Source organism: Marinoscillum luteum (assembly GCF_044005705.1).
Taxonomy (GTDB): Bacteria; Bacteroidota; Bacteroidia; order Cytophagales; family Cyclobacteriaceae; genus Marinoscillum; species Marinoscillum luteum.
The window spans coordinates 341,942-366,068 of sequence record NZ_JBIPKE010000017.1 but is presented as its reverse complement, the minus strand read 5'-3'; the positions used below and the strand labels follow the sequence as shown (position 1 = coordinate 366,068).

Below are 24,127 nucleotides of genomic sequence, written 5' to 3'. Positions count from 1 at the left end.
AAATTCTCACTATGAGTGCCGTGAAAACCAGCAAGAAGACCAACCTGAAAAAAGCAGAAATACTCGCAGATTATGCACTGGCTATTGAAAGCCGTGAGGATAGTTTGATTGGGCGCAAGGAGGTCTTTATGGGGAAAGCCAAATTTGGAATCTTCGGTGATGGAAAAGAACTCGCACAAATAGCCGCTGCCAAATTCTTTCAAAATGGAGACTGGAGATCGGGATATTACCGCGATCAAACGTTCGTCATGGCCATAGGCCAGGTGACCTCTCAGCAGTTTTTTGCTCAACTCTATGCACATACGGATGTAGCTGCAGAGCCGGCTTCTGCCGGGCGGATGATGAACGGTCACTTCGGTACCCGATCCATTAACGCTAAAGGTGAGTGGCGCACCTTGACAGATATCAAAAACAGTAGTTCGGATATCTCTCCTACTGCCGCACAAATGCCTCGTCTGATTGGGCTCGGGTGGGCTTCCAAGCTTTACAGGAATAACCCAAACCTTAAAGATTTTAAAGATTTTTCCATCAATGGAAATGAGGTGGCTTTTGGCACGATCGGGAATGCCTCTACCTCTGAAGGACACTTTTTTGAGGCCATGAATGCGGCCGGGGTGCTACAAATCCCCATGGTCATGTCGGTATGGGATGATGGCTACGGCATCTCAGTACCGCAGAAATACCACACTACCAAGGAATCTATTTCCAAGGCACTGGCTGGCTTTCAGCGTACAGAAAACCAAGCCGGCATAGAGATATTTACCGTAAAAGGATGGGATTATCCGGCGCTGGTAGAAACCTACCGCAAGGCCGTGAAACTAGCCAGGGAAGAACATATACCCTGTCTGGTACATGTGGAAGAACTCACCCAACCTCAGGGACATTCCACATCCGGTTCACATGAGCGCTATAAGCCCAAAGACCGATTGGAGTGGGAAAAGGGCCATGATTGCCTACTGAAGATGAGGAAGTGGATGGAGGAAGAAGGGATAGCAACCCCTGCCGAGTTGGACGCTTTGGAAAAAGAAGCCAGGGCCAAGGCCAAAAAGGCACGTGAAAACGCCTGGAAAGATTACATGAGTGAAATCAAGGAGGACCTAAATCAGGCGATAGAACTGATAGGTAAAGCTGCCCTGACTTCTAATAACAATAAGATTCTTCAGCAAATAAAAAATGACCTGAAAAGCTCTCTGAATGCGCTGAAGGCCGATATTGCAAAGGCTGTAAGAAAGAGCCTCAGGTACCTGACTGACAATGACTCTGAAGAAAAGAAGCGACTTCAGAACTGGCTGAAAGAGAAACAGGAGAAATACAGGGATGAATACAATTCCCATCTGTATAGTCAGTCTGCCGAATCGCCATTAAACACCGAAGCTGTAGCTCCCGTCTTTGGAGAAGACTCCAAACTGGTAGATGGTCGTGAGGTGGTTCAGGCCTGCTTCGACGCCCTTTTTGAGCGAGACCCAAGGGTAATCGCCTTTGGAGAAGATGTAGGGAGGATAGGCGACGTGAATCAGGGATTTGCAGGCCTACAGGAGAAATACGGAGAAATCAGGATTACCGACACTGGAATTCGCGAACTCACCATCATCGGGCAAGGCATCGGCGCCTCTCTGAGGGGGCTGAGGCCAATTGCTGAAATCCAGTACCTCGACTATTTGATTTACGCCCTCCAGACCCTATCAGATGACCTTGCCAGTCTTCATTACCGAATGAAAGGAGGCCAAAAGGCACCACTCATCATACGCACCAGAGGACATAGACTGGAAGGCGTATGGCACAGTGGCTCTCCCATGGGTATGATTATCAATTCGCTACGTGGCATACACGTACTGGTGCCTAGAAACATGACCCAGGCGGCTGGTTTTTACAACACTTTGATGGATTCCGATGATCCGGCTTTGATCATCGAGTCGCTCAATGGCTACCGTCTGAAGGAAAAAATGCCACAAAACATTGGTGAGATCAAGGTGCCGCTAGGAATTCCCGAAACCCTGCGTGAGGGCACCGACATCACATTGGTCACCTATGGCAGCATGTGCCGCATCGTGATGGATGCCGCCCAGCAACTCAGTGAATTTGATATCTCATGTGAGATCATCGACGTACAGACACTTCTCCCCTTTGACCGAAACAAGGACATAGTGGAATCACTGAAGAAGACGAACAAAATTGCCTTCATTGATGAAGATGTACCGGGAGGTGCTTCGGCCTTTATGATGCAAAATGTACTGGAGCGCGATGGCGGATTCTTCCATCTGGACTCAAAACCAATCACCATCACCGCTCAGGAACACAGGCCTGCATATGGTACGGATGGCGATTACTTCTCCAAACCCAGCACAGAAGATGTCTTCGAGAAAATCTATGCTTTGATGCACGAGATAAACCCTGAGCGATATAAGGCTATTTTGTAGTTATCTTTTACCTCTTCTAGTCCCGGCTGAGTGTGATTTTACTCAGGGTAAGATCTGGTGATTCTACCTCATTGCTTTTGTTGAGATCCCGGTCGTAGATGTAGAATTTGACCTTGAAAGTATCCGATCGGAGAATAATCGGAAAGCCCGCTGAGAGCATCGCATAACTAATGGTGCCGCTGAGCGATCGACCTATATTCTCCCGGTCAAAAATGGGAATACGTCCGTTAAAATCCACTACATCACAACTAGCATTACCAAATTCGGAAGCAAAATCTATTTTCGTATATGCACCATTTTTCTTCCTCAAAAACTGAATATGGAGATTGTTGTGATAAGGATTCTTTTGAATGTAAAAAGTATCGGTTCCTATATCTGTAAAGTTTCCCACCTGATAACTACTACAGTTGAAAGGAGGCCTGTTATCTGTTTCACTAAATGGAGTGACATTTCCAAGAGGATCTACCAGGTAAAGAGGTGGTACTACATCGGGGTCTGAATATCGCACGATAGAATCCCTGGAGTCAATGACAATGTTAAAAGGATGATAAGGAGTGCGAATTTCATCTGCAGTGAGTCCAATATCTCCATCCCCATCCTCAAACTCAAATTTCAACACCATGGAGTCTCTGGCAGTCTCATAATCAATGTACTGTAGGCTGCTAAAGCGAATGTTCGGAACATCTGGAAATTCTGGTGGAGGAAAACATCCACTGACCAGCAGTGTGACTAAAATTATAGATATTTGAGCTTTTCTCAGGTTCATACTCGTTAAAGACAAAACTATTATTTCTTTCCCTTATTGTGGATATAACCGATGTTTGATTACGAAAATTTCAAATCCAAAATATTTTCTATTCAGCCCGAAAATTTTCAGACCTACGCACTGGAGGTCTTTGTCTATCAGTACCTCCACAATCCTACCTATCAAATTTACTGCCAGCATTTGGGAAAATCTCCGGATAACGTTCACTCATTACAAGATATTCCTTTTTTACCCATTGAGTTCTTCAAAACGCACCAGGTAATGACCGGAAAATGGAAATCGGAGAAGGTTTTCATGAGCAGCGGCACTACAGGAATGCAAAGAAGTGAGCACCATGTACGTGACCTGGGCTTCTACCACAAGATCGCTCAGGTGACTTTTGAAAGGCTTTATGGCGCCCTTCAGTCCATAGAGATTATGGCGCTCTTGCCTTCCTATCTGGAACAAGGGGACTCTTCCCTCATTAGCATGGTGGACCACTTCATGAGTCAGGCTCATCCCGCCAGCGCCTACTATCTAGGGGATCATACATCCCTTCAAAAAGCCATCACATCATCCGAGCGTAAAAAATTGCTGATCGGCGTAACTTATGCGTTACTGGACATGGCAGATGCATTGAGCTTATCTGCGGATAATCTGATTGTGATGGAAACCGGTGGCATGAAGGGGCGCAGGAAAGAAATGATCCGTACTGAGCTGCACGAGGTATTGATGAAAAATTTCGCGGTGGAGCACATTCACTCCGAATATGGAATGACCGAGCTCACTTCTCAGGCTTACGCCATGGGAGGGCAGTTCGCCTTTCCGCCATGGGCCAGGGCGCTGGTGAGAGATATCAATGATCCATTCAGTTTTCTACCCGTCGGGCGGACCGGAGGTCTCAACATTGTGGATCTTGCCAATATAAATTCATGTGCATTTGTGGAAACAAAAGATCTCGGCCTGGAGAGTAAAACGGGTCATTTTGAGGTACTTGGCCGCTTTGACAACTCAGATATAAGGGGTTGCAACCTCTTGGTATAATAATATTAATGCCGACAATTAAGTGTTTTTTTTTGTTTAGAACTAAAGTAAGTGATATTTTTGAGAAAGGTAACCAACCAGAGTGTTCTATCCTTTTAGAAAAATAAAGCCGCTCATGAAATTGAAATTTGTAATTATCGCACTCGTAATATTAGGTTTTTCAGCCTGTACCCAAAAGACCTGCCCAACATACGCTAACGTAGATGTTGAGCAGCAGCCTGTTGAAGAAGCGGCCAAGGTATAAGCCCTAAATCTCTACGTATTTTATCACATCCTCCTTCGTAATCTGAGCATTTGACATAATAATCAGTCGCTCCACGATATTACGCAGTTCTCGTATGTTTCCTGTCCATTTGTATTTCTGAAGCAATTCTATAGCCTCAGATGTGATTTTTTTAGGTGCAGTACCGTACTCCTGAGACACCTGATTGAGGAAATGGTCAACAAGCAACGGAATGTCATCGCTTCGATCTCTCAATGCAGGTACATGGATGATCATCACACTCAGCCTGTGATATAAGTCTTCCCTAAACCTTCCTGCTTCAATCTCTTTCCTCAGATCCTTGTTGGTAGCCGCCAATACCCTGACGTCCACCTTGATGTTTTTATCCCCACCAACGCGAGTGATCTGGTTCTCCTGCAGTGCACGAAGCACCTTAGCTTGAGCCGACAAGCTCATGTCACCAATTTCATCCAAAAAAAGTGTTCCACCCTGAGCTTGCTCGAATTTTCCGCTCCTTTGCTTGTGTGCGGAGGTGAAAGATCCCTTTTCGTGACCGAAGAGTTCACTCTCAATAAGCTCTGACGGAATAGCGGCGCAATTCACTTCGATCATCGGACTGGCACTTCGATGACTCTTCTCATGGAGCCACCTGGCCACAAGCTCTTTCCCCGTGCCATTTTCTCCGGTGATGAGCACTCTCGCCTCCGTAGGCGCCACCTTTTCGATGGTCTCTTTGATCTCAACAATACCTGCAGATTCCCCCACAATATCATATCGGCTGTTGATTTTTTTCTTCAGCCGTTTGGTCTCTGTCTGTAAGGTGGAGTTGCTGAGCGCATTTCTGACGGTGAGTAGTAGTCTGTTCAGATCCGGTGGCTTCTGAATGAAGTCAAAGGCTCCTTTCTTAGTAGCGTCTACTGCGGTCTCTATAGTCCCATGTGCGGAAATCATAATGAAAGGAACATCCATGCCACTCTCCATTGCTTTGGAGAGGAGCTCTACTCCATCCATTTTGGGCATCTTGATATCGCAGAGTACCACATCATACGTTTGCTCCTCCAGCAGTGCCCAGGCTGCTTCACCATCAGGAGCTTCACTCACTTCATAAGATTCATCCTCGAGGATATCTTTCAGGGCCTGACGAATAGTTTTCTCATCGTCAACAATCAATATATGAGACATGTAAATGAGTTAAAATAAAAAAAGCAAGTCTGTAAGCCGGGTCCTGTATCCCGCTCCGATAATCACCGCAGCAGAATGCTCATCATTTATCTAGTCCTGACGTCACCATCAGGATCCATCAGCCTACCCATTCTGCATTTGGGCGAGCAACCCTTAGAGCAGAACCTATTTGGCCTTTCAGCCCGCAAGGTTTACCATGCACTCTTGCTCACACAAGAGCCGGTGAGCTCTTACCTCACCTTTTCACCTTTACCCATCTGAAAAATCAAAAGGGAAGTTTGTTTTCTGTGGCACTATCTGTCGCCTATCCATTCCTGAATAGGCTCCTTCCTGTTAGGAAGTGCGGCGCTCTACGCTGCCCGGACTTTCCTCTCTGACTCCTGTAATGATGGAATCAGAGCGATGAGCCGACTTGCAATGACGCAAAAATAGATAAATCAGAAGACATCCTGACCAGTAATTTTAAACTCCCACTCATCGGCAGTATACGCTACCTCTGTGATCATCTCTTCGATAAGATTCTCATCGGTATGATCTAAAAATATAGAAGTATCCACCTTCAGAAAGCCATCTTCCACAATGAAATTGGTATGTACAAAATCCTTGCTTGCTTCCAATACAGCCGGGTAGTCTATAGGATGATCCACACTGCATACCTTGGAGGTCACCTGTACAGTCTTCCGGTTGTATTTTTCGTGATCCACCAGCCGGGCTATCACAGTCTGGAATCGATCATCCTTTAGCGGAATTACAAAAATTGAATGGTTATCATCATATTCCTGATACTCTCCACCAATTTTATCGGCAAATCTTTTACTAAAATCTTTAAAGTCCATGATGTTTTTTGGTTATGGAAATATACAAAAAAATCAGTTCTGAGAAAGTGCCAGCTTGTAGGTTTCTATAGCCCGAAGGCGCGCTTCTTTATGAGAAACAATCGGTTCAGGATAGTCAGGACTTCCATACTCTGGCACCCAACGTCTCACATACTTTAGTTTCGGATCAAATTTCTCCTGCTGACTGTAGGGGTTAAAGACCCGGAAATAAGGCTGTGCATCTGTACCCGTACCTGCCGCCCATTGCCAGCCACCGTTGTTGCTACTCAACTCGAAATCCAAAAGTCTACTGGCAAAATAACGCTCTCCCCACCTCCAATCGATCAACAGATGCTTGGTTAGGAAACTAGCCACCACCATTCTCACCCTATTGTGCATATACCCTGTAGCATTCAACTCTCGCATACCTGCATCTACCAACGGATAACCTGTCATCCCGTTGCACCACTTTTCAAACTGAGTCTCATCATTGATCCAAGGAATACGATCATACTGTGGCTTGAATGCCTGATCTATTACCCTGGGGTAGTGAGCCAGAATCATCATGTAAAACTCCCTCCAAATCAACTCACTGAGCCATGTGTCAGATAAGCCGTGTGCTCTGCGTACCAAATCCCTGATGCTCACTGTACCAAAACGCAAATGGACACCAAGCTTAGAAGTACCATGCTCAGCAGGGAAGTCTCTTCTGGCCGCATACTGGGATATCAGAGCATCACTTATCTCAGCCGGGGGTAAGTCGATCTCCGTACGTTCAAAATTCATCTCCGCGAGGGAAGGTATTTCCCTACCTCTCGCGGGCACCAGGGTTTTCAAATTCGCTTCACTATCGTGCTTTGAGACACCTAACTGATTGAATTTCTCAAGCCACCTATTCTTGTAAGGAGTAAAAACCTTGTAGGGCTCCCCTTCTTTTGTAAGAATTTCACCTGCTTCAAAAATGACCTGATCTTTAAAAGTGAAGAAATCCACCCCTTTAGCCTTCATACTATTCTCCAAAGCTGAATCTCGGGCTGTGGCGTACGGTTCATAGTCCCGATTGGTGAAAACACCATTCACCTCATAATTTTCAAGGATAGCTTCAAAGGCCTGATGAGGAGTGCCATGATAGACATCCAGAGCACCTCCATGCTCCCGATAGTAGGTGTTCAGTCGAGTGACCTGATCATGAATGAATGTGATCCTTGGATCCTTTCTGTCCTCGAGCTCATCCAAGATATTGGTATCAAAAATAAAGACGGGCAAAACAGGAAGCCCGGCTGTCAAAGCATATTGGAGCCCAGTGTTGTCATGACCCCTCAGGTCTCTGCGATGCCAGAAAATGTTAATCTTAGCCATGGAATAAAAACCTGAACCAGCTGGAATAGTTTAGGAATGAAGGATTATCCCTCCTCATTGGCAGCCCGTTCCTTGCTCATATCTTTAGGCTTGCTGGAGATGGCAGCTTCCCGGGTGCGTGTGAGCAATTCCCTCAGGTCATCAAAGGACTTGATGTACTGAAAGCTCACCCCGGTTTCCCGCTGCAAATCGTTCGCTATTTGTTCGGTCTTACTAAAGGCCTTCACCCTAAAGTGACCATCTGGCGTTAACAAATACCGGATGGACCAATCGCCAATCACATCATTTGTGCTGGGATCATCCGCTCCACTACTCGGTATGGCCCCACCTCCACTTACACGCAAGCGTCCATCCATGAAGGTGTATGACAGCCGAAGCTGAAACGTATTGAAAGCGTTGGCATCAAGAGAAGAGAGGTCTACATCTACCTCCAGGTTTTCATCTACCTGACTGATGAAGTAAGAAAACTGATTGGAAAGAAACTCGCTGAGACTACCGCCCACATCGCTACCGCCCACATTGAAGCTAGACTGCCTGTAAAACTTACGCAGAATAAGTAAGCTAAATACCTGTCGCTTGAGTTCCTGCTCATTGTTATTCATAACACTCAGCGCGCGCTGCACGTCGGAGGTAGGGGAAGACTGAGAATCTTCCAGCTTGATTTCAAAGTCGATACGTGGAGAAAGCATTTCACCCTGCAACTTCAACACTACCAGCACCGGATACTTTTGACTGACTGCACTCGCATCAGCAGTTCCATCAAACTCATCAAAAGAAGCCAATTGTCTGTAGTTCGCATTGAGGTTTAGAATACCGGAATAGGGATCTCCATACCAAGAAATGGTACTCCCGGCAGATACCGTGAATTCCTTGTTGATACCAAGGGCTGGAATGGTGAAATTATAGGCCCCTTCAGTAATGCTGAGGTCGCCAAACAGCTCGAATTCTCCATTGGTATCCAAAAACATTTTGAGGTTACCATTGCCCCTGCCCCGAATAATGTCTCCTGTTCTGATATCAAAAATCAGCTCCACATATGCATCAGGAGTCACATCTATTTCAAAATCCAATCGAATGCCTGAAATGCTGTTTTTGACGATTTCATCAATATTAAAAGTGTTGGTGGTATCAGAGAAATCGACGAATGAGATGTAATCCTTTTGGGTAATCTCACTACTTTCGGAAAGGGGTATAAATAGTTTGGTCCCTTTCTCTGTAGTAGCTTTCGCCTTGATGATCAGATCCTCCACAGGTCCTGCGATACTGATATCCCCGGTCGCGTTGGCGGTACCATAATACAAACTATTTTCAGAGGCCGTGGTATTCAAGAGCTGAAAATCCCTCACGGCCATATTGATATCCACTTCCAGTTCGCGGAATCCTCGATGATAGATGGCGCCACTCAAAGTGGCCCTGTCATCGTCACGATCTCTCAGCTTGATTCCATTGAAATTAATGGCCTTGTTATCGAAAGACAAATCCCCGTCGAAAGAGTAGGTAGTTCCCAGATAATCAAAAGTAAATCGCCCATTGGAAACGCTACTGGAGCCGTTCAGGACAGGATACCTGGTAGATCCCGTGATTGCAATCTCACCATCCGCAAACCCACCTATATCCGAAAACAAACCCTGCAGGAATGGATCCAACAACTGCAAGTTCGCTTGATTAAATTCTGCCTTAATATCCAGCTGCTCCAGAGAGTCCCCGGGAATGTACATGCCAGCGATGGTAATGGTGTTAATGGCTTCTCTCTGCACTCCAAAATCAATTTCCAACCCACGTCTACCTGGGTTCCATTTGGATCTCCCGGCTACATTCCCCACCACAAATTCGTTCAATTCGAACGCATTTACATTCAGGTCACTATCAAGAATAAATGGACTTTCCATGTCTTCTCTTAGGAGGTCAACTGTGGCATCCAATACACCGCCCAGACTGACGGGGAGTAGTGCTCCCAGGGCCTTTAGATCAAAGTTTTTAAAAGATAAATTCAGGTTGGTGGCGGCACTGTCTGTATAGATGCCTTTTAGCAGTATGGATTGATCATTTTGGTACAACTCCATCCTATCAAACACCAATTCCTTCTCGGTCAGGGTGATCTTGTTGTAGGGGTTAAAATACCAGCGTTCGCCAAAGGCTACTAATTTTGATGGGAGGAAATTGAAGGTAAGTCGGTCGTCTGATAATTTCATTTCACCATTGATGTCGGCCGAACTATTATTCTCCGGTTGCGCAATGCTGGTATAGAAATTGATCTTATCATCAAACCATACAGCTTCAATGGACAAATTCTTGGTAGGTGGATTATCTTTCCACGCTTGCTTTTGTGAGTCGATAAAGACTGAGGCAATGATCCCGGCTGAATCCAGGTCTTTTGACAGGTTCACATCAATCGTATTCTGATTAAAAGAAAAGCCATTGAAATAGACTGAATCTATTTCTGAAAAGATGGACAACGTGGCATTTTTCCTTTGGTAATAAGTTCCTTCGAACATGCCTTTGGGAGACAAGTAGAGATCCTTATCGAAAATCAAATTGGTATATCTGGAGATGTCATGGTACCTGACCTCAAAATCAATAGAGTAGCTATTCACGGTCTGCTCCGCAGAAACTTTCTCAACATCTTTGGAGTAATCAGGGCTGAAATAGGCCTCTAATTCAGAGGCCATTGTTTCAATATCCGAAGATATCTGTGAGAAGTAAAAATCCCCCTCCAACTGGACATCCAGTTCTGGTAGGATCAATTCAATCCGTCTCTGCCGCCCTATCAAGGAAGAGTTGAGCTTCACCGAATCAAGTTTCAGTGAATCATCCGACCATACCAAACCTAAATCGTCTATTCTCACACTACCCTGCAGGCTATCCAGATTAAGCCCGCTAAGATCCGCATCCACCCTTCCATTGATTCTCCATTTTGTCCTGGTAAAGCCCAAAGCGAACAAGTCAAGTGTATCTATCTCTGAGTAGATTTTTACCCTTTCAGGAGCCTGCTTCAAATCCACACTACCTTCGGTCAGTACCTTACAGTTAGGATCGGTAATCTCCAACTTCCCTTCAAAAAACTGCGAAGAGAACTGGCCATTGGCTTTGATATGTTCATACTCGTACCCGAAAATTTCAGATCTAAACACTTCTGCATCCAAATAGAACTTGGCATTCTTCTGGGTCAGGCCCTGTCCATCTATTTTGCCTTCCAGGTTCACCCTCCCCACCAGCATTGTATCTCCAATGACTTTGCCCACATTAAAGTGATCGAGTTTCAGCTTTCCCGAATAGCTGGCTTCTTCCCATCCCTTTGGGAATTTCAGGTTTAAATCGGAATAGACCTTGCCTTCATTTGTATCAAAAGTGGCGTTCGCAACAAAATCGTTGGTAAATCCCAAGAATCTCCCGGAAAAACTAATTTCACCCAATTCTTCCAATTCCTTCAGCGAAGCAGTAGTGAAGACCTGCACATCCTGTGGATAAATCAACGCCTCCTTCACCCTGGCGTCAATAAACGTCTCCTCTATGGCCGGCAGTCCCATAAAATCAAAACTTCCCTCCAGGTGTGTTCCTATTCCAAAATCCAATTGGAGGTTACTCAATGAAAGCCTGGGAACGGGACCAGAAATCTGAGTGGATATATTCACTTCAAAATCATCAGTGGGCAAATCAACGAAAAAAGCAAGGTCATGCTTCGAAATGCGAGCATCCACCAAATTCACATCAAGTGCTACGCTATTGGTGAAGTCTGAAAGCGCTGAAAAATCTGAATACTTTAAGCCAAAATGATCCCTTATAATAGAATGACGAGTCTCCAGTACCAAATCACTCAAATCAATCTCATGACTATTCAGCATAAACATGGTTTGCAACTTTTCCACTGTCAGACCTGTAGCGGGATCTCTCGCAGCCAGGGATCTGATTTCGGCCTGAATGGTATCACGTATTATCGTGAAATCAGCAAACGTAGCTCCTGGTATCTCCAGCAAGAAATGCCCGTAATCAAACTTCCCCTGAGGTAGGCTATCATTCAATCGATTGTCGTATGAAAACTGAAATTGATCGAGTCGGATCTTGCCGAGAGACAACTTTGGCGCGGAAGCTTTGGACACGGTATCCTGCTTTTTGGGGGCCAGCGCCCTTAGGTCATTAATAAACTCAATAAGGTTGAGGTTGAGTGTGTCCTCATATTTTTTCATATGCAAGGCACCGTCTCTCAAATAAATCTGATCAAACCACAAATCCCCCTCTACCAGCAAATGATCCAATTGATAATCCACCTGAATGGTACTGGCCGAAATCATCACATTGTCCTGATAATCTTTCACTTCCAGCCCTTTTATTTCCACAAAATCAAACCATTTGATCTTAATGTTTGTAAACTTTGCGGTTTGCCGGGTGTTTGCATTGATTAATGACAGCACCTCATTGGCAAGATAATTTTGTAAGAAGGGGGTTTGCAATAGCAAAATCAAGATGACGAGAAAAATAGCAATGCCAGTGATGCTCCAGAAAATCAGCTTTCTGAGCAAAACAACCGCACTTCTAAATGTAATCTTTCCCTTCAAATCCCGTAAAATTCTGTTCTGATGAGTACCACGATATTAGGTATAGAGTCATCTTGCGATGAAACCGCCGCTGCTGTGTGCAAAGATGGAAAAATAATCAATAACATAATTGCAACTCAATCCATCCATGAAAGTTACGGCGGGGTAGTCCCTGAACTGGCATCACGTGCACATCAAAAGAATCTCATTCCGGTGATTAACGAAGCATTGGTGGCTGCCGATATAAAAATGTCAGATTTAGATGCCATTGCCTACACCCAAGGGCCAGGGCTACTTGGGGCGCTCCTTGTGGGAAGCTCCTTTGCTAAAACAGCAGCCATGGCGCTGGGCATACCCATTATCCCTATCAATCACATGCAGGCTCATGTACTTGCACACTTTATCGAAGATCCTATGCCGGAGTTCCCCTTTCTATGCCTCACGGTTAGCGGAGGGCATACACAGATCGTAAGGGTAAACAGCCACCTGGATATGTCCATCATCGGCCAGAGCAAAGATGACGCTGTTGGTGAAGCTTTTGATAAGTGTGCGAAATTATTGGGTGTGGGATACCCAGGCGGACCAAAAATTGATCAACTGGCCAAGACAGGAGATGCTAAAAGGTTCACTTTTCCGCATAGTGACATTCCCGACCTGGATTATTCGTTTTCCGGTATCAAAACTGCCTTCATGTATTTCCTGAGGGATGGCATGAAAAAGAACGATCAGTTCATCAACGAAAACATCAACGACCTGGCGGCAAGCCTGCAAGGCACCCTCATCGATATGCTCTTTGTGAAACTCAAACTGGCAGCAAAAAGAGAAAAAATAAAAAACATAGCCATCGCCGGAGGTGTTTCAGCTAACAGCGGCCTGAGAAATCGGTTGCTCTCAGATGCTGATAAATATGGATGGAAGGTTTTTATTCCCAAATTTGAGTACTGTACGGATAATGCGGCCATGATAGCCACGGCAGGCTATTACCACTTGAAAGCAGGTAAAACCGGTACGCTCCGGGACAGCCCTCAGCCGAGAATGTCATTTTCCTAGTCAAATACTTTCCATTAGACCTCCAACTTCATTATTTTTAAAATTGACCAAGTAAAAACCATGGCAAAAGACACCTCACGTTTTTCTAATAACATTTCGATCAAAAATCGAAAGGCCAGTTATGAATATGAATTCATAGACAAATATGAAGCGGGCATTGTATTGAAGGGAACGGAAATCAAGTCCATTCGTGAGGGTAAGGCAAGTGTGCAGGAAGCCTATTGTTACCTGAAGAATGACGAGGTTTTTATCAAGAGTATGAACATCTCTCCCTATTCGAATAGCTCCTTTGCTAATCACGAGATCACACGGGATCGTAAACTGCTTCTTAAGAAAAAAGAGGTAGAAAAAATTAAGACAAAAACCGAAGAAAAGGGATTGACCATCGTGCCGACGAAGATGTATATCAATAGTCGGGGCTTTGCCAAGGTGGAAATTGCTGTGGCGAGAGGTAAAAAACTTTTTGACAAGAGGGATAGTATCAAAAAGAAAGATCAGGATAGGGAACTCAAACGGTTAAAAATTTGAAATGAGTACTGTACTGGTATTAAATGCGGATTTCAGTCCCCTCACAGTATGCTCTGTGGAGCGCGCATTTTTGCTGGTCTATCTCCAAAAAGCTGATACGCTTAGCCAAGTGAAGGAAAAAACCCTAAGGAGCGTTTCACGGGAATATCCTTACCCTTCAGTGATCAAGATTCATAAGTATGTGAATGTCCCTTACAAAGGGGTCATACTCACCCGCCACAATGTATTCAAAAGGGATCAATTTTCCTGTCAGTACTGTGGTGCCAGCAAAGACCTCACATTGGATCATCTGATACCGAAATCCAAGGGTGGGAAGTCATCATGGACTAACCTGGTCACAGCCTGTAAGAACTGTAATGCCCGCAAGGGCGACTACCGACCAGAGGATGTCGGACTGAAGCTCACCAGTAAGCCTGTGAGGCCCTCCTATGTGATGTTCTTAAGATCTACCACCAAGAGCCTCAGAGAGGACTGGATACCCTATCTGGAAAGAAAGGCAATCGCCTAGCCGTACATAAAAAGAATAAATCGCTCAATCTTTGTAGGTTCGTACTACAGTATCAACAAAACCAATCCCATGAAGCTATTAAAAACATCACTACTCCTCTCTGCCCTTGTTCTGTGTTTCTCCTGCCAAACCACAGAATCCAGCTCAGAAGAAACCCTCTCGAAGCAGGCCCTTGAGAAAAATCTGGAAGAAACTAAAGATGATCTTGAGAAGAAAATAGCCGAACTCCAGGAAGGAGCTGGTGAACTCGCCGAAGACGCGCGGTTTCAAACTTACAAAGCCGTGGAAAAACTTCAGGCAGAAAGGATCAAAGTGCGCAGAATGATCAAAAAAGTAAAAAACGCCTCTGAAAAAGACCTCAAACGAGTGAGTAAGGAAGCCAAAGGAGTTTATGAAGATGCCGGAAAGCAACTGGACAATATCCGCAATGAGTTTAACGACTGGCTTGAAAAACAGAAGAAATAAAAAAAACCTGAAGGTGTCCCTTCAGGTTTTGATATTCTTAAGTAAATACTCTTCTTAAATTTCAGCTTTCTTCACAGAACTATAGAGCACCTTTCTTGCATTGGCTTCTCTTAATTCTTGCTGCACATCAGAAACAATTCCCATCTTCACCTCTACATCCACTTTCATAGACATAGTGATCTGATCGCGCTCCACTTCTGACAGCTTGTCTTTCTCCTGACTCACAAACTGAACGATTTCATTAGCCTCTACAAAAACATCATTGGTTTGAATCTTAGGTTCATTACCATACTGAGCAGTATTTTTCGGCTCACCGATGTAGATATAGCTTACTAAGGACTTTCTTTCAATTTTGGTCAACTGTGTAGCTCGAGGAAGCTGCTGCTTCACCATGATATCAGTCTCTCTCATCACGGTGGTTACCATGAAGAAAAACAAGAGCATGAAAATAATATCAGGCAGAGCGGCAGTAGGAATTTCCTGTTGCGTGTTCGAACTCTTCTTAAATTTAGACATGCTTCAAATTATTTATCAGGTTCAGCAATTGATATCGCACGGGGGATATTAGATCTTGCCCGATTATACATATCCTTTTGAATATCGTCATCCTTATCTAATGCCAACCACTCCTCTACAGAAATCCCTACTCTCTGAGCGTAGATTTCATTGTAGGCTCCGTTGATGGCATCAAGTACATTGATATATAGCTCATAGCTTGTACCTCGAGCAGCTTTGAATGATACCACACACTCAGTGGGGTCATCTGATGAGTCGAGTCTCTTACCGAATCTATTCACCTCCGCCTTCATGGGTGATGGCAAGCTATTGTAAACTATTATCCCTTCTTCTGTTGGGTCACCAAAGTTCAAAACGAACTCTTTAACCTCTCTCTTCAGATCTTCCATAGTCCCCTTGTATGGCTCATCTTCCACCAATAACTGGTCGCTGGAGTTGGCAAGGATCTTATAGATATTCTTATCGTTCTTCGTCACCTCTGGTGGTGGCTCATTAGGGTCTGGTTTTGGTGGAAGCAAGAGCGTAATCCCCTTGTCATTTGCTATGGTAGTTGTTACCAAAAAGAAAATGAGCAAGAGAAACGCTATGTCCGCCATAGACCCTGAGCTAACCTCAGGTAGTGGTCGTTTTTTACCTCTTGGCATTACTTAATCAATTTTGAGATTTCAGTATAAACAATCCCTGCCAGCGCAATAAAGAAGAATATATACATTGATATGATTCCTCCACCTACCAGCTTCGAAGTGCTTTCAGTGATGTCTGCAGAGCCTGTATCTGAGCCCGCAATAATGTATCCGATTAAAAACACCACTATCAGTGCGCCTAGTCCGATCCCTGACTTTATGAGTGACTGTGGATCACCTAAGGACTGAGCCAAAGGAATGATTATTGCAGCCAAAGCACAGAGCACGATTAAAATATAACTGGCGTATAGCCCTACATCTATGATATCCATGTGTCTGTCAGTTTAAATATTATTTAGAAAGATTATGCTTCACCAAGATATCTACCAGAGATATAGAAGCATCTTCCATACTATTTACCAAAGAATCGATTTTAGACACCAGGTAGTTGTAGAAAAGCTGAAGGATTACAGCTACGATCAAACCAGCAACAGTAGTCAAAAGGGCTACTTTAATACCTCCGGCCACAAGTGAAGGAGATACGTCTCCAGCCTCTGCGATGGCATCAAAAGCACCAATCATACCTATTACCGTTCCCATGAAACCAAGCATAGGAGCTAGTGAGATGAAAAGGGAAATCCAAACCATTCCTCTTTCTAATTTACCCATCTCTACAGAACCGTAAGCAATGATTGATTTTTCAACCATTTCGATACCCTCTGACATTCTCATCATTCCTTGTACAAAGATCGACGCTACAGGCCCTCTGGTGTTTCTGCAAACCTCCTTGGCTGCCTCTACACCACCTGAAGACAACGCACTCTCTACGCTGGTCAGCAATTTTTTAACATTGGTAGTGGCCAGGTTGAGGTGAATGATTCTTTCGATTGCAACAGCCAATCCGAGGATCAAACAAAGCAATACGATCCCCATGAACTCTGGTCCACCATCGATAAATTGTTCCTTCACTACTTGGTGGAAGGTTGCGTCAGCCTCTTCTTCAGGTTCAACAATTTCTTCAACAACAGCCGCCACTGGCTCTTCCTCTACAGGAGCCTCAACGGAATCAGCTTCAGCCGCTATAGTATCCGATGCTACATCGGGGCTATCTTGTGCGAATGCATTCACTGAAGAAAAGGTGAAAACACCTGCTAACATCAAAAGAGTAAATAACTGTTTCATAATCTGTGTGGTCGTCTTCGGTTAAGTTTTATTTATTTTTCAATCCGTAAATATATTAATTATTCAAGAACTCGCGGAGAGAGAGGGATTCGAACCCTCGATACCCCGTGAAGAGTATACACACTTTCCAGGCGTGCGCCTTCAACCACTCGGCCACCTCTCCTAAATTCACTTGAATTTTTTATACAGGGCAACAAATAAATCAAGAAAATTAAGCTTATGCAAATTTTAAATGCAATTAGCAGATATTCAATTATCCATTTCGCCATTTAATGGAATGACCAACTTTTTGCGCACTTCATCCAGGCTCTTTTCTGTCCCCAAAAGGAACATTAACTTGGTGATAGCGGCTTCTGTCGTAATGTCACCTCCACTTAAAACTCCTATATCGTTTAAACGCTTACTCGTCTCGTATCGTCCCTGGATCACCTCTCCCCCACTACACTGACTCACATTGTAAATGATGATCTCTTTCTTAATCGCTTTTTGCAATGACTTAATAAACCACGGGAAGTTCATAGTGTTGCCAGAACCGTAGGTCTCAAGCACTACCCCTCTCAATCCCTTAATATTAAAGATACTTTCCACAGTCTGTTGGTTAATCCCTGGAAAAATCTTCAAAATGGCCACATTTTCGTCAAACTCCTTCTTGATCTTCAGCTTACTGCGGGCATTGTGAGGCCACATGTAGTTCAGCCTGTACTCTATATCAATACCAGACTCGGCCAGATAAGGGTAGTTCTGAGACTGAAACGCTGCAAACGTGCTACTCCGTATTTTCTGTGACCGATTTCCTTTCAGGAGATAGTAATTGAAATAAATACATACCTCATTGACGATCGGGCCTTTGTCATTTTTGGCAGATGCAATCTCCAGAGCGGTGATTAGGTTCTCCCGCGCATCTGATCTGATAGATCCTATTGGAATTTGCGCTCCTGTGAGAATCACCGGTTTGTTTAGCCCCTGCAGCATATAACTAAGCGCAGACGCACTGTAAGCCATGGTGTCAGTGCCATGCAAAATCACAAAACCATCATACTGAGCATAATTCTCGTAAATGATGTAGGCCATATCCTGCCAGTCCTGTGAATTAATATTGGATGAGTCACGGGGTTCGGGAAAAGAGATGACGGTAAGCCTCAGTTCCAGTCCTTTCAATTCGGGGATACGGTCTATGACCCTACCAAAATTGAATGGCGCAAGGGCGCCAGACTCATCATAAGCCATACCAAAAGTACCCCCAGTGTATATAATCAATATGGAATCAACAGGGTCTACAGAGGCGGTAGTCCTTATGTTGACTATTTTGTAATTCATTAACGAAATAAGGTTTTGCTGTTTTGGGAGGTAATTTCTCCAATTTCTGCGACTTCTCTATCAAGTATCTCCGCGATTTTTTGGGCCACAATTTTTGTATAGGCGGGCTCGTTACGTTTGCCACGGTGAGGGGTCGGGGCAAGATACGGACTATCCGTTTCCAGTAATATATGTTCCAAAGCAACCCCTCTGATCACCGGTTCCATTCCTCCATTTTTGAAGGTGGCGACTCCTCCCAGCCCCAACTTAAAATTCAAGTCAATCACTTCATTGGCTTGCTCCAAAGTTCCGGTAAAACAGTGAAATACGCCAGTAAGCCCCCTATCTGCATAAGGTTTCACCAGAGCAATGGTCTCATCAATGGATTCTCTACAGTGAATGACTATGGGTAATTGATGCCTTATGGCCAGCTCACATTGGATGCGAAAAGCCTCCTTTTGCTCTTCAAATAAGGTCTTGTCCCAATAGAGATCTGTTCCCATTTCACCTACTGCGCAAAAGCCCCCTTTGGAGAGAAATTCTTCCACTTCATAGAGTTGTTTTTCAAAATCTTTTTTCACCGAGCATGGATGCAAACCCATCATGGGAACACAGAAACCCGGGTACTTCAGTGCCAACTCAAGCATATCCTCAATCGACTCATGGTCAATGTTGGGCATATAAATGCGATCTACCCCCGCTTCTCGGGCCCTTGAAATCACCTCCTCAATATCGGCCTTAAACTCTTTTGTATAGATGTGTGCATGTGAGTCTACCAGAATCATAAGTTGCTAAGTGTTTTAAATGAATAACCCAAAGTAGAAAAATGTTCCAACACCTTGGGCAACATTTCTTTCAGGTTTTTAAAAGCTTTTTCACTGTCATGAAAAACTAAAATAGAACCGGGATCAGCCTTTTTCATGTAATTCAATGATTGTTTGCGGTCCAATTCCCGATCAAAATCACCGGATAAGTGAGACCACATAATGATTCGATAACCCGCCTTTTTCAGAGCTCTGAGCTGACCGAGCTTCAGGTTCCCATAGGGGGATCTGAAAAGACGATTATTAGAATATTCATCCTGCAGGGTTTGACATGCCAGCACATCGGCCATATACCGGCGTGTATTCGTGGCCCAACCATTCAAATGACTTTGAGTATGATTGCCAATGAGATGGCCATCATCATTGATCTGCTTAACCACTTCCTGATTGGCCTCCATAGCCGAGCCCAGGCAAAAAAAAGTAGCCTTGGCCTGATAGGTTCTCAGCTGTGCCAATACATATGGTGTGACTACTGGGTGCGGCCCGTCATCAAAAGTCAAGAACAACTCCTTTTTGTTGGTCCTGACTTTCCAGACAGCTCCCAGATACAGCCAGCGCATCCAAAATGGGTTTTGGAAAAAATAATTTCTCATGGATTCTTGACCAGGCAAGATAGCATGGTGATGTCATCCCGATAGGGCACATCTACCCTGAACTCATCAAGGCTTTTGAAAATATCGAGGTGCAGTTTATTAATATCTGTGGGGATTCCTCCTTCTAAAAATGCCTTCAGACGCTCCTCACCATATTGGTCATCTGCAGCATTGAAAGTCTCAGTGAGACCATCAGTGTATCCAAAAAAGAAGAAATCGCTCAGGTTTTCAATCCGAACGGTCTTCAAAAATGGCAATGGATCAAACATCCCAAGGATAGTTGTCCCGTCATTGAGCTCCTGAATACCATCATTAGTGACCAAATAGAGGGGATTATGCCCACAGTTTACATATTCGAAAGACTTGTCATGAAAGTCATAAATACCCAGGAAGAAAGTGATGAAGTTCTCAGCATTGCCACTATCGGTGATGATGTGATTGAGCTCTGCCACGATCTCTTTAGGATCCTGCGTCTTACGCACGAGTGTGCGGAGCGAAGCCTGAAAATTGGACATCAGCAAAGCCGCCGGCACTCCTTTACCACTCACATCTGCCACACAGACCAAAAAGCGATCATTGTCAATGGCCAGATAATCATAATAATCGCCTCCCACATCCTGATGGGGTAGATAGACGGCCTCTATCTTCAGGCGGTGGGTCTTAGGTAATTCTTTCGGAAAGAGGAAATTCTGAACCTTTTTGGCAATTTCCAGCTCTTTTCTATAAGCCTCCTGCTGAAGCTGCTTTCTGGCCAGCTTCTTATTCTCTACAGCCACTATGATGATATTAGTGAGTGCCTTTAAAAAGGTGGTATTACTCTTTTTGCCCGATCGCTCATTGCCACCCACAAAAACAATGGCCAGCAAGCGATCCTTGTGAGTCACCGGAATAGCTAACTCAAATGCCTGAAACTCCTCATCGCAATCAGCAAGTTCCCGCACCTCACGCAAGTCCCAGAAAAACTGAGGCAAAAACACTTTATTCCAATCCGTCTGGGTTCCAAAATGAACTTTACAGTCCCAGTTGTCATCCTTCACATAAAGAGCAAGGCGCTGCACCTTCAGATCCGCAAGCAGTGTAAACTTGTAAATCCTGAATAGATCCTCTTCAGCAAGGTTGTTGTTGATTGCTTGAGTGATCTCCAGAAGCGCATTGAGCTCCAGGTCTTTTATGTCCAGGCCGTTCGGCATTTTTTATATTATGAATTATGTGCGAGCAGACCACTTTTGGTGGCAAGGAAGAAGTACTCGTCTGCGTGATTATTCAAATCGATCTGTCCTTCAGGCAGTTCGTCATCGATGGTCTTCATGATTTTGATCCACCCTTTCCTGTAAATACTATCCAACACAGGAATCAACTTGGCCGGTGCCCAGCCTATAGTCTCCCGGAGCACTCCGAAAGGGGTAACAAAATAAAGCTCATCTAAAACATCAAACTCCTCGTCGGTCATGAATAGTATCTGCCTTTCCATGAATAATGTCCAAAAATAGACGCTATTCCCAAGAATAGCACGAGGAAAGGGTAAATTATCTCCATCACGAAAGACGCCCAAATGACATTTCGCACTCCAAGAAAAATCGCCACTGACCTGATATAAAGACTAAGAACAAGGGCTCTGAGCAAGAAAAAAGATGTGAATATTACAAATGACGCTTCATTAGTAAGACCTTCAACGAGCATGTAAGCAAATACGAGGTAGTTAAAAAAGACCGCAATAGCCATGAGCTTGACGTAATAGCTCTTGTGAAATTTCCATTTACTGCTCCATCTCTTGCGCTGATTGATCAGCTCGCCCAGAGTGTCTTTAGCCGGAGTTGAAACAATGGCTCGTTTATCTTTTAGAAACAACACACCATTGGGATAAGCTCTGAATATTTTTTGTAATAAAAACTCATCATCCCCGGAGGCAATCTCCTGATTGCCCTCGTACCCGGAAACCTCGTGAAAAGCGGACTTACGATAGGACAGGTTGGCCCCATTGCACATCCCCGGGTTACCAGATTGCAGGCTTGCTGCACCCAGTCCTATCAAACCGGCAAATTCCAGTGACTGAAGATGGGTGAAAAAATCATGCTCCACCATCCGCACTGGTCCAGTGATCATTTGAATGTCCTTGGTGTATTTGTGGGCATACACCCGAATCCACATTGATCCTACCCTGCAATCCCCATCCGTGGCTAGTATAATCTCATTTTTAGCCAGCTCCAATGCTTTGGAAATGGCCTGTTTTTTCCCCTTCATCCCATAATCCTTCAAGCGAACCAAATGGTATTTCATGGAAGATTTTTGCAGTACTTCTGCGGCTATTTCCAGTGTCCTGTCATCAGAGTCATCATCTATGACGAGAACCTCATACAAATCCGCAGGATATTCCTGAGCTTGCAGGTCAGCGAGTATGGAGGCAATGTTTGCGACCTCATTGCGTACCGGAATAATGACAGAAAAGGTCAACAACCCTCCATCATCCGCTTCCACCGAGGTATCTATCCGGCACCAGTGATACCTGGCCCACAACAAAAAGCCGCAATAGATCAATGAAAACGCAATGAAAATAATCATTGCGCAATGTTAAGTTTTAATTTAAAAACATAGACTGTACCCAGGATAGAAGGGATGACAGTATTTATCATCCAAATGATCAAACAAGGAATCAAAACAATGCTTACATCGGGCACATAAGCCTGAAAGAAAACAATTGCGCTGGCTTCACGCACCCCGAAATTTCCAAAAAAAGAGGGGATAACTGACCTGAAAAGAAAGATCCAGCCAATACCCAAGAGGATTAGATACCATGCCAGTTCTGGGAGAAAAAGACTCAGAACAAGATAAAATTGAAAAGTGAAAATGACATAACGCAGAAGTGATAAAGCCAACACCTGTATCCACATAGAGCCATTACCCCGACTACTCAATACCAGCAGCCCAACTCCCACCACCAAAAAAGGGATGGCCAACATCCAGTGATTATACCAGTCAAAATAATAAAGCACTGAAATCCCACCATAAAGCAGGGTGATCAATAAAAGGATGGTTCGGTTAATCAGGAGTGCCCCCGCTGATTTTTTAGCATTTTGCACATTCAGTAGTCTGCCCCCCACATCCCCAAGAGTGAACGGAATCACCCAGTTGAGGGCCAAACCAGCCAGCACTCTCCGCCACGCTTCTTGAAATGAACTCGTCTCATGGGGGATTGATACACGCCATTTTTCTGCCTCCAACACCCAGTTGAGTGGCATGAGCATCAACACTATCATGTAGATAATTATGCCATCAGGTTTATCAAAAGCCTCCTTGAGACTAATATCAGACAGATCCACCCGCGTACTGATAAAATAAATGCAAAGACCTGTGACAATTATCTTCACAGTCCACTCCAGTGATTTTTTATATCTCTCTGTGTAATGGTTAATTTGCATTGATGTCAAAAGATACTTCATTAGAAAAGATCATTTTGGGGCTGGATCCCGGCACAAGTGTAATGGGATACGGACTCATCAAAGTTAAGAAGCAGGATATTAAACTCTTGCAATTTGGTGTGATCCATCTTAGTAAATACTCCAGTCATGAGCTAAAACTCAAAAAAATATTTGAACGCATCATTGGCATTATCGATGACTACCACCCGGATGAGGTAGCTCTTGAAGCTCCCTTCTTTGGCAAAAACGTGCAATCTATGCTAAAGCTGGGCCGTGCTCAGGGTGTGGCCATGGCCGCTGCACTCTCCAGAGAAATCCCCATCACGGAGTATGCTCCTAAGAAAGTGAAACAATCAGTCACCGGAAATGGCAATGCCTCCAAAGAACAGGTGGCGGCTATGCTCAAAACGCTCCTCAAGTTTAATGATGCACCCAAACTCCTGGATGCAACTGACGCCCTGGCAGTCGCACTTTGTCATCATTACCAGGGAGGAAAGCCCCAGCAGTCCTCTAAAAGCTGGAAAGCTTTCCTTTCGGAAAATCCCGGTAGGATTAAATGATCATTTCCTTGTTGCCGCGGGTAGTACCTACAAAGGGGTATTTTGAGATCCGCTATTGAATTTTCCGATTAACTCTCGTATTTTCAGTGTGTTTTTGATTTGGGACATCCATTACGATGATAACTCTCTTGTGAATCCGCAAATCAAACGAGGCACAAAACCCAACCAACCGCCATGCGTAATATTGAACAAGTACTAAAGCAGAGACGAGAATCGACCTATCGAAAACTCAAATTCAGGTTCATCAAA

General features: G+C 44.4%; 23 protein-coding genes, 1 tRNA gene and 1 other RNA gene. 7 read left to right on the top strand and 18 right to left on the bottom strand.

Annotated elements, in window-relative coordinates; genetic code table 11:
- Positions 1–11 precede the first annotated feature (11 nt).
- Entirely contained in the window at positions 12–2,417 is a 2,406-nt protein-coding gene (locus ACHKAR_RS12825; RefSeq protein ID WP_395417682.1) for an alpha-ketoacid dehydrogenase subunit alpha/beta, read from the top strand.
- Between the two features lie 16 nt (positions 2,418–2,433).
- Here ACHKAR_RS12825 and ACHKAR_RS12820 read toward each other — a convergent pair whose 3' ends face one another.
- On the bottom strand, positions 2,434–3,183 hold the full coding sequence (locus tag ACHKAR_RS12820; RefSeq protein ID WP_159584913.1) for a hypothetical protein: 750 nt from the start codon (positions 3,181–3,183) through the stop codon (positions 2,434–2,436).
- A gap of 51 nt (positions 3,184–3,234) precedes the next feature.
- Here ACHKAR_RS12820 and ACHKAR_RS12815 point away from each other — a divergent pair, with 51 nt between their 5' ends.
- Complete coding sequence (locus ACHKAR_RS12815; RefSeq protein ID WP_395417681.1) at positions 3,235–4,206, top strand: LuxE/PaaK family acyltransferase; 972 nt, start codon at positions 3,235–3,237, stop codon at positions 4,204–4,206.
- A 247-nt stretch (positions 4,207–4,453) separates the two neighbouring features.
- On the opposite strand, the gene ACHKAR_RS12810 is transcribed toward ACHKAR_RS12815, so the two are convergent.
- From ACHKAR_RS12810 to ACHKAR_RS12790, 5 genes are all read right to left on the bottom strand, one after another.
- The gene (locus tag ACHKAR_RS12810; RefSeq protein WP_395417680.1) at positions 4,454–5,611 is read right to left on the bottom strand and encodes a sigma-54-dependent transcriptional regulator; all 1,158 of its coding nucleotides are present in this window, start codon (positions 5,609–5,611) and stop codon (positions 4,454–4,456) included.
- A gap of 16 nt (positions 5,612–5,627) precedes the next feature.
- An RNA gene (rnpB, locus tag ACHKAR_RS12805) (RNase P RNA component class A) lies at positions 5,628–6,030 on the bottom strand.
- A gap of 18 nt (positions 6,031–6,048) precedes the next feature.
- Complete coding sequence (locus tag ACHKAR_RS12800) at positions 6,049–6,447, bottom strand: hypothetical protein (protein ID WP_159584916.1); 399 nt, start codon at positions 6,445–6,447, stop codon at positions 6,049–6,051.
- A 33-nt stretch (positions 6,448–6,480) separates the two neighbouring features.
- On the bottom strand, positions 6,481–7,785 hold the full coding sequence (locus ACHKAR_RS12795; RefSeq protein WP_395417679.1) for a cryptochrome/photolyase family protein: 1,305 nt from the start codon (positions 7,783–7,785) through the stop codon (positions 6,481–6,483).
- A 44-nt stretch (positions 7,786–7,829) separates the two neighbouring features.
- Complete coding sequence (locus ACHKAR_RS12790) at positions 7,830–12,338, bottom strand: translocation/assembly module TamB domain-containing protein (protein ID WP_395417678.1); 4,509 nt, start codon at positions 12,336–12,338, stop codon at positions 7,830–7,832.
- 21 nt (positions 12,339–12,359) lie between these two features.
- Here ACHKAR_RS12790 and tsaD point away from each other — a divergent pair, with 21 nt between their 5' ends.
- The 4 genes from tsaD (at position 12,360) to ACHKAR_RS12770 (ending at position 14,868) form a co-directional block, all read left to right on the top strand.
- The gene (tsaD, locus tag ACHKAR_RS12785; RefSeq protein ID WP_395417677.1) at positions 12,360–13,367 is read left to right on the top strand and encodes a tRNA (adenosine(37)-N6)-threonylcarbamoyltransferase complex transferase subunit TsaD; all 1,008 of its coding nucleotides are present in this window, start codon (positions 12,360–12,362) and stop codon (positions 13,365–13,367) included.
- 60 nt (positions 13,368–13,427) lie between these two features.
- On the top strand, positions 13,428–13,895 hold the full coding sequence (smpB, locus tag ACHKAR_RS12780; protein WP_159584920.1) for an SsrA-binding protein SmpB: 468 nt from the start codon (positions 13,428–13,430) through the stop codon (positions 13,893–13,895).
- A gap of 1 nt (position 13,896) precedes the next feature.
- Complete coding sequence (locus ACHKAR_RS12775; RefSeq protein WP_395417676.1) at positions 13,897–14,403, top strand: HNH endonuclease; 507 nt, start codon at positions 13,897–13,899, stop codon at positions 14,401–14,403.
- Between the two features lie 69 nt (positions 14,404–14,472).
- Entirely contained in the window at positions 14,473–14,868 is a 396-nt protein-coding gene (locus ACHKAR_RS12770; protein ID WP_395417675.1) for a hypothetical protein, read from the top strand.
- 54 nt (positions 14,869–14,922) lie between these two features.
- Here ACHKAR_RS12770 and ACHKAR_RS12765 read toward each other — a convergent pair whose 3' ends face one another.
- The 12 genes from ACHKAR_RS12765 to ACHKAR_RS12710 all read right to left on the bottom strand — a co-directional run bounded on the left by ACHKAR_RS12765 (position 14,923) and on the right by ACHKAR_RS12710 (position 23,267).
- Positions 14,923–15,384, bottom strand: a complete 462-nt coding sequence (locus ACHKAR_RS12765) for an ExbD/TolR family protein (protein ID WP_159584923.1) — start codon at positions 15,382–15,384, stop codon at positions 14,923–14,925.
- Positions 15,385–15,392: 8 nt separating this feature from the next.
- Entirely contained in the window at positions 15,393–16,028 is a 636-nt protein-coding gene (locus tag ACHKAR_RS12760) for an ExbD/TolR family protein (protein WP_159584924.1), read from the bottom strand.
- Positions 16,028–16,339 carry a hypothetical protein gene (locus ACHKAR_RS12755; RefSeq protein WP_159584925.1) on the bottom strand — a complete coding sequence of 104 codons (312 nt, stop codon included), beginning with the start codon at positions 16,337–16,339 and terminating at the stop codon, positions 16,028–16,030. The genes ACHKAR_RS12760 and ACHKAR_RS12755 overlap by 1 nt, the downstream gene beginning before the upstream one ends.
- Before the next feature lie 19 nt (positions 16,340–16,358).
- A complete protein-coding gene (locus ACHKAR_RS12750) occupies positions 16,359–17,189 on the bottom strand; it encodes a MotA/TolQ/ExbB proton channel family protein (RefSeq protein WP_159584926.1) in 831 nt (276 codons plus the stop codon).
- Between the two features lie 74 nt (positions 17,190–17,263).
- A tRNA-Ser gene (locus ACHKAR_RS12745) sits at positions 17,264–17,352 on the bottom strand.
- Between the two features lie 86 nt (positions 17,353–17,438).
- Positions 17,439–18,506, bottom strand: coding sequence for an asparaginase (locus ACHKAR_RS12740; RefSeq protein ID WP_159584927.1), 1,068 nt, complete (start codon positions 18,504–18,506; stop codon positions 17,439–17,441).
- A complete protein-coding gene (locus ACHKAR_RS12735) occupies positions 18,506–19,270 on the bottom strand; it encodes a TatD family hydrolase (RefSeq protein WP_395417674.1) in 765 nt (254 codons plus the stop codon). Before ACHKAR_RS12735 ends, ACHKAR_RS12740 begins: the two co-directional genes overlap by 1 nt.
- Positions 19,267–19,869, bottom strand: coding sequence for a polysaccharide deacetylase family protein (locus ACHKAR_RS12730; protein WP_395417673.1), 603 nt, complete (start codon positions 19,867–19,869; stop codon positions 19,267–19,269). The genes ACHKAR_RS12735 and ACHKAR_RS12730 overlap by 4 nt, the downstream gene beginning before the upstream one ends.
- Positions 19,870–19,898: 29 nt before the next feature.
- Positions 19,899–21,092 carry a PP2C family protein-serine/threonine phosphatase gene (locus tag ACHKAR_RS12725; protein WP_159584930.1) on the bottom strand — a complete coding sequence of 398 codons (1,194 nt, stop codon included), beginning with the start codon at positions 21,090–21,092 and terminating at the stop codon, positions 19,899–19,901.
- An 8-nt stretch (positions 21,093–21,100) separates the two neighbouring features.
- Entirely contained in the window at positions 21,101–21,373 is a 273-nt protein-coding gene (locus ACHKAR_RS12720; protein ID WP_159584931.1) for a hypothetical protein, read from the bottom strand.
- The gene (locus ACHKAR_RS12715) at positions 21,349–22,461 is read right to left on the bottom strand and encodes a glycosyltransferase (RefSeq protein ID WP_395417672.1); all 1,113 of its coding nucleotides are present in this window, start codon (positions 22,459–22,461) and stop codon (positions 21,349–21,351) included. Before ACHKAR_RS12715 ends, ACHKAR_RS12720 begins: the two co-directional genes overlap by 25 nt.
- On the bottom strand, positions 22,458–23,267 hold the full coding sequence (locus ACHKAR_RS12710) for a lysylphosphatidylglycerol synthase domain-containing protein (protein ID WP_159584933.1): 810 nt from the start codon (positions 23,265–23,267) through the stop codon (positions 22,458–22,460). The genes ACHKAR_RS12715 and ACHKAR_RS12710 overlap by 4 nt, the downstream gene beginning before the upstream one ends.
- A gap of 53 nt (positions 23,268–23,320) precedes the next feature.
- Between ACHKAR_RS12710 and ruvC the strand changes: the two genes are divergently transcribed.
- A complete protein-coding gene (gene ruvC, locus ACHKAR_RS12705) occupies positions 23,321–23,878 on the top strand; it encodes a crossover junction endodeoxyribonuclease RuvC (RefSeq protein ID WP_159584934.1) in 558 nt (185 codons plus the stop codon).
- Positions 23,879–24,127: the final 249 nt, after the last annotated feature.

Coding starts and splice junctions, on each gene's coding strand:
- ACHKAR_RS12825 (WP_395417682.1), top strand. CDS start 12: ATGAGTGCCGTGAAAACCAGCAAGAAGACCAACCTGAAAAAAGCAGAA.
- ACHKAR_RS12820 (WP_159584913.1), bottom strand. CDS start 3,183: ATGAACCTGAGAAAAGCTCAAATATCTATAATTTTAGTCACACTGCTG.
- ACHKAR_RS12815 (WP_395417681.1), top strand. CDS start 3,235: ATGTTTGATTACGAAAATTTCAAATCCAAAATATTTTCTATTCAGCCC.
- ACHKAR_RS12810 (WP_395417680.1), bottom strand. CDS start 5,611: ATGTCTCATATATTGATTGTTGACGATGAGAAAACTATTCGTCAGGCC.
- ACHKAR_RS12800 (WP_159584916.1), bottom strand. CDS start 6,447: ATGGACTTTAAAGATTTTAGTAAAAGATTTGCCGATAAAATTGGTGGA.
- ACHKAR_RS12795 (WP_395417679.1), bottom strand. CDS start 7,785: ATGGCTAAGATTAACATTTTCTGGCATCGCAGAGACCTGAGGGGTCAT.
- tsaD (WP_395417677.1), top strand. CDS start 12,360: ATGAGTACCACGATATTAGGTATAGAGTCATCTTGCGATGAAACCGCC.
- smpB (WP_159584920.1), top strand. CDS start 13,428: ATGGCAAAAGACACCTCACGTTTTTCTAATAACATTTCGATCAAAAAT.
- ACHKAR_RS12775 (WP_395417676.1), top strand. CDS start 13,897: ATGAGTACTGTACTGGTATTAAATGCGGATTTCAGTCCCCTCACAGTA.
- ACHKAR_RS12770 (WP_395417675.1), top strand. CDS start 14,473: ATGAAGCTATTAAAAACATCACTACTCCTCTCTGCCCTTGTTCTGTGT.
- ACHKAR_RS12765 (WP_159584923.1), bottom strand. CDS start 15,384: ATGTCTAAATTTAAGAAGAGTTCGAACACGCAACAGGAAATTCCTACT.
- ACHKAR_RS12760 (WP_159584924.1), bottom strand. CDS start 16,028: ATGCCAAGAGGTAAAAAACGACCACTACCTGAGGTTAGCTCAGGGTCT.
- ACHKAR_RS12755 (WP_159584925.1), bottom strand. CDS start 16,339: ATGGATATCATAGATGTAGGGCTATACGCCAGTTATATTTTAATCGTG.
- ACHKAR_RS12750 (WP_159584926.1), bottom strand. CDS start 17,189: ATGAAACAGTTATTTACTCTTTTGATGTTAGCAGGTGTTTTCACCTTT.
- ACHKAR_RS12740 (WP_159584927.1), bottom strand. CDS start 18,506: ATGAATTACAAAATAGTCAACATAAGGACTACCGCCTCTGTAGACCCT.
- ACHKAR_RS12735 (WP_395417674.1), bottom strand. CDS start 19,270: ATGATTCTGGTAGACTCACATGCACACATCTATACAAAAGAGTTTAAG.
- ACHKAR_RS12730 (WP_395417673.1), bottom strand. CDS start 19,869: ATGCGCTGGCTGTATCTGGGAGCTGTCTGGAAAGTCAGGACCAACAAA.
- ACHKAR_RS12725 (WP_159584930.1), bottom strand. CDS start 21,092: ATGCCGAACGGCCTGGACATAAAAGACCTGGAGCTCAATGCGCTTCTG.
- ACHKAR_RS12720 (WP_159584931.1), bottom strand. CDS start 21,373: ATGGAAAGGCAGATACTATTCATGACCGACGAGGAGTTTGATGTTTTA.
- ACHKAR_RS12715 (WP_395417672.1), bottom strand. CDS start 22,461: ATGATTATTTTCATTGCGTTTTCATTGATCTATTGCGGCTTTTTGTTG.
- ruvC (WP_159584934.1), top strand. CDS start 23,321: ATGTCAAAAGATACTTCATTAGAAAAGATCATTTTGGGGCTGGATCCC.